The following is a 4,428-nucleotide window of genomic DNA, read 5'->3' on the forward strand; positions in this document are numbered from 1 at the left end:
ATGTAAGCGAGGCGTCCGGAGGCGACGCTTCCCGCGCTGCCGGTGCCGATCAGCCCTTCCACCTCGGGTGGTATCCGGCGCACGAGCCTGCCGCCGTAGTCGCTGTACATCACGCCGACGAAGACGCCGGTAGGAGTCCCGCGCATCGCGGGCGCCGGGATGCCGGCGTGCTCGAACAACTCCCACGTGGTCTCCAGCAGCAGCCGCTGCTGCGGGTCCATCGCGCCCGCCTCGCGCGGACTGATCCCGAACAACTCGGCGTCGAAGTCGGCCGCGCCGGACAGGAACCCACCCTGCTGCACGTACGACCTGCCGACCGCCTCAGGATCCGGGTCGAAGAGATCGTCCAGGTTCCACCCGCGATCGGTCGGGAAGTCTCCGACGGCGTCGACTCCGCCCGCGACGAGGTCCCACAGCTCCTCCGGCGAGGTCACGCCACCCGGAAACCGGGCCGCCATGCCCACGACCGCGATGGGCTCCGAACGCACGCCGGCCAACCGCTCATTCTCCTGCCGGAGCCGCTTGTTCTCCACCAGCGACGCGCGCAGCGCGTCGACCACCCGAGCCGCCGGCTCGCCGGCAGAAACCCCCCGCTCAGCCATCGTCAGACTCCAAACCGAATCGCAACCGCAGCCATCGTGGGGCTCCCCCCTTAAGTGGAACTTGGCGTGCCCCAAAACCCGATCGCTGACCTCCTGCTCTGCCCGCCAGTGCCGGCCGCGACGCCGTGGCCGGCAAGTTAGGGGGCAACAGGGGTACGGGTGGCGGTGGCCCGGTACCTAGGCTCCGGATGATCCCGCTACCAAGGCCGGAGGACCTGTTGGAAGAGCTCGTCAGCGCGATCGCCGCCGAGGGGACCAGCGTCGCCGACTTCGCAAACCTCACCGTCCCCGAAAGCTTCCGGGGCGTCGTGGTGCTGGCCGGAGAGGTCGACATGTTCGAGGGCTTGTCCCCGCGCGACCGTGATCCGGGTAAGTCCCTGCACGTGCACGATGTGGCAACGCCTGAGCCAGGCCCCGGAGAGGTGCTGGTGGCGGTGATGGCCAGCTCCATCAACTACAACACCGTGTGGAGTTCCATCTTCGAACCGATGGACACCTTCCGCTTTCTCAAGCGGTACGCGCGCACCGGACCGTTGGCGGCCCGCCACGACCAGCCGTACCACGTACTCGGCTCGGATCTCGCCGGTGTCGTCCTGCGCACCGGTGCAGGGGTGCGCAGGTGGCGGCCCGGAGACAGGGTCGTGGCGCATTGCCTGTCGGTCGAACTGAACGAACCGGACGGCCACGACGACACGATGCTTGACCCGGAGCAGCGCATCTGGGGGTACGAGACGAACTTCGGCGGGCTGGCCGAGCTGGCCCTGGTCAAGGCGAACCAGCTGATGCCGAAGCCGGCACACCTGACGTGGGAGGAAGGCGCCGCCTCCGGACTTGTCAACTCGACCGCGTACCGACAGCTGGTGTCCCGGAACGGCGCGGCGATGAAGCAGGGCGACGTCGTGCTGATCTGGGGCGCAGGCGGCGGTCTCGGCTCCTACGCCACCCAGCTGGTACTCAACGGCGGTGGTGTGCCGGTCTGCGTGGTCTCCGGCGCGGACAAGGAGGCGCGGGTACGGGAGATGGGTGCCGGGTTGGTCATCAATCGGGCGGACGAGGATTTCCAGTTCTGGACCGGCGACGATGCGGCCGACCCGCGGGAGTGGCGTCGCTTCGGCACCCGCATCCGGGAACTCACCGGCGGAGACGACCCGGATATCGTCTTCGAGCACCCGGGTCGCCAGACGTTCGGCGTGAGTGTCTACGTCGCCCGTCGCGGCGGAACGGTGGTTACCTGCGCGTCCTCGTCGGGATACCGGCACGAGTACGACAACCGCTACCTCTGGATGGGCTTGAAGCGGATTGTCGGAAGCCACTTCGCGAACTACCGCGAGGCGTGGGAGGCGAACCGGCTGATCGCCAAGGGCATGGTGCATCCCACGCTGTCGACTGTGTACTCCCTGGCCGACGCCGGCGAAGCCGCCCGCCAGGTGCACGGCAACCAGCACAGCGGCAAAGTCGGGGTGCTCTGCCTGGCGCCGCGCGAGGGCCTCGGTGTCACCGATCCCGAGACGCGTGCCCGCCACGTCAACGCGATCAACCGCTTCCGCACGGCCAGCGGCTGACGCTCACGCGAACGCAGGCATGGGCGGCCGCGCCCATGCCTTTGCCGTCCCGCGCCAACGCCCTGCCATCAGCACCACCTACGTCCATAGAGAACAACAACAACCGACCCCGGCCGGTAAGGGCCGGGGTCGAGGATGGGGATGGTGCGGCGATGGGCTCAGCGACTGACCGCCGGCAGCCCCAGCAGCTCGGCGCTGTCGCGCCAGAGCGCCTCCATGACGTCGTCACGGCGGGCCAGGTCGGACGGCGGCAACCAGGTCAGCTCGCCCTTCACCAGCCGGACATGGTATTCCCCGGGCGGCGGCACGACCCGGCCCGTGACGATGTCGGCCAAGGCTCCGCCGGCCGCCTCGACGCTGTTGAACCGGGGAACGAGCACCCCCAACCCGGTGCCCAGGATCCGCCACATGCCACGGACCGGAGCCGGGGCGGAGCGCAACAGGCCGGTGCCCGGCGTGGGGCCTGGGTCGTAGGCGACCACCCGCAGCGCGGCGTCACGTGCCTCGGGCTGAACGGCGAGCGCCCGGGCGGTCAGCACCGCGCAGAGCTTCGACGAGGTGTACGCCCGCCCTCCGGCGGTCTTGGCCTGCTCGTCGCGTTCCGGATCCTGGTCCGGGTAGGCCAGCAGCCGGGCGTCGGCGTGCCGAGGCGGCGGGAGGATGGTCTTCGCCGCCGGGTCGTGCGTGGCGCTCGTGGTGAGGGTGACGAGCCCGTTGCGGGCGATGTGCGGCAGCAGCAGACGCAGCAACAGGTAGTGCGAGAGATGGTTGATGGCGAAGGTCGTCTCGAAACCGTCCGAGGTGCGGTGGTGGTCGTGGAGGCTCAACCCCGCGTTGAGCACGAGCGCGTCGATCTCGCTGCCCTGCAGTCTTTCCTGCACCGCCGATGCGAACGAACGCACACTGTCCATCTTGGACAAGTCGACGGGCAGCGTCTCCACGCTCGCCGGGACACCCGATGGCGCCTTGCCACGCGCCCCGAGCAGCACCCGGATGCCTGGCTCCCGTGCTATCCGCCGCAGAGCATCGGCGCCGAGCCCGGAGGTCCCACCCGTCATGACTACCGTCTTCACGTCCACGATCTCTCCCGGTCTCCCCGGTGCTACGTTGACTTGGCCACGTCCAGTCTTGGACGGCGCACGGATAAGATGAATGACAGACTCATCTTCTCGACACTACGAGTAACGGCCCACCTTGTCAACGGCATCGAAGGGGACAGCGACCGTGGCGCCACGCACCCGCGCAAGCAAGACCGGGCAGGCATTGTCCGGCCGGCCGCTGCGTGCCGACGCGCAGCGCAACCGGGCCCGGATCCTCGCCGCAGCCGAGGCGACGCTGGCCGATAAGGGGCCGTCCGCGTCGACCGAGGAGATCGCTCACCGGGCCGAGGTCGCCGTCGGCACCATATTCCGGCACTTCCCCACCAAGGAAGCCTTGGTGGAGGCGGTCTTCGTGGCCGGGCTACGCCAGCTCGCCGAGCAGGCCCGCCGGCTGTGCACGGCACCGGAGCCGGGTGCCGCGTTCATCACCTTCTTAACCGAGGCGATCACCCGGTCCACTGCGAAGCACGCCTTCGCCCGCCAAATGGGCGGCGACAACACCGCCGTGATGTCTCGCGGCCCGGTCGCAGAGGCCGCGCAAGACCTGCGACGGGCCATGACCGCCCTGCTCGACCGGGCGCAGCGGGCAAAGGAGATCCGGGGCGACATCGACATCACCGCCGTCGTGGCGCTGCTGGTCGGCGCTTCCCGCGCGGCGGAGCACACCGACGGCGACGAGCGGCTGCGGGAGACCGTGCTGGCCGTAGTAGTCGACGGGCTCCGTCCGAGGGACGCGGACCGGTGGGCCCGTGAGGACCCTTCACCACAGGATCAGTGATCTGCGCGGGTGACTCCACGCGTGCCGGACGACAAATATCCAATTCGGTGTGCTGCTGGCGGAGCCCGCCGTAGACACCGGTCTGATGGCGCCTGCCGGGCAGCTGTGGTCGGCCGCTACGGAGCTGGCCAGGTTCACCGCGTTCCTCACGACCAGGTGTGTCCCGGCGTTGCTGGTGTTTGACGGTCGATCAGAAGCGGGCCCGACGCGCTCGGTCGGGTGGTGGGTCGGGCCTGATCACGGGAAGTCGTCGGGCGTGATGTGGGGTAGCGTGGCCAGTAGTTGCCCGGCCAACCGCCGTACGGTGTCGTCGTCTTCCTGGCGGCCGAGCCGCATGAGCAGCTCTCGAGTCCGGGTGTCTCGGTAGTGGTGTGTCTGTAGAGGGC

The 4,428-nt window shown here is 69.2% G+C and carries 4 protein-coding genes; 2 read left to right on the forward strand and 2 right to left on the reverse strand.

The features are described from left to right. Window positions 1-602: beta-ketoacyl synthase N-terminal-like domain-containing protein (locus tag Vqi01_RS29960; protein WP_275408859.1), on the reverse strand; the 602-nt coding region annotated here is incomplete at its 3' end. 188 nt (window positions 603-790) lie between these two features. Between Vqi01_RS29960 and ccrA the strand changes: the two genes are divergently transcribed. After that, window positions 791-2,164 carry a crotonyl-CoA carboxylase/reductase gene (gene ccrA / locus Vqi01_RS29965; protein WP_204038491.1) on the forward strand — a complete coding sequence of 458 codons (1,374 nt, stop codon included), beginning with the start codon at window positions 791-793 and terminating at the stop codon, window positions 2,162-2,164. Window positions 2,165-2,322: 158 nt separating this feature from the next. Here the strand turns inward: ccrA and Vqi01_RS29970 are convergent, their stop codons facing one another. Continuing rightward, window positions 2,323-3,222 (reverse strand): SDR family NAD(P)-dependent oxidoreductase, encoded by a 900-nt coding sequence (locus Vqi01_RS29970; protein ID WP_204038492.1) that lies wholly within the window; start codon window positions 3,220-3,222, stop codon window positions 2,323-2,325. Between the two features lie 166 nt (window positions 3,223-3,388). Between Vqi01_RS29970 and Vqi01_RS29975 the strand changes: the two genes are divergently transcribed. Beyond that, the gene (locus Vqi01_RS29975) at window positions 3,389-4,042 is read left to right on the forward strand and encodes a TetR/AcrR family transcriptional regulator (RefSeq protein WP_204038493.1); all 654 of its coding nucleotides are present in this window, start codon (window positions 3,389-3,391) and stop codon (window positions 4,040-4,042) included. Window positions 4,043-4,428: the final 386 nt, after the last annotated feature.

The organism is Micromonospora qiuiae (assembly GCF_016863555.1).
Taxonomy (GTDB): domain Bacteria; phylum Actinomycetota; class Actinomycetes; order Mycobacteriales; family Micromonosporaceae; genus Micromonospora; species Micromonospora qiuiae.

What these genes read in the sequence shown, in the direction of transcription:
- Vqi01_RS29970 (WP_204038492.1), bottom strand. Translation starts at nt 3,222, where the DNA reads ATGACGGGTGGGACCTCCGGGCTCGGCGCCGATGCTCTGCGGCGGATA.
- ccrA (WP_204038491.1), top strand. Translation starts at nt 791, where the DNA reads ATGATCCCGCTACCAAGGCCGGAGGACCTGTTGGAAGAGCTCGTCAGC.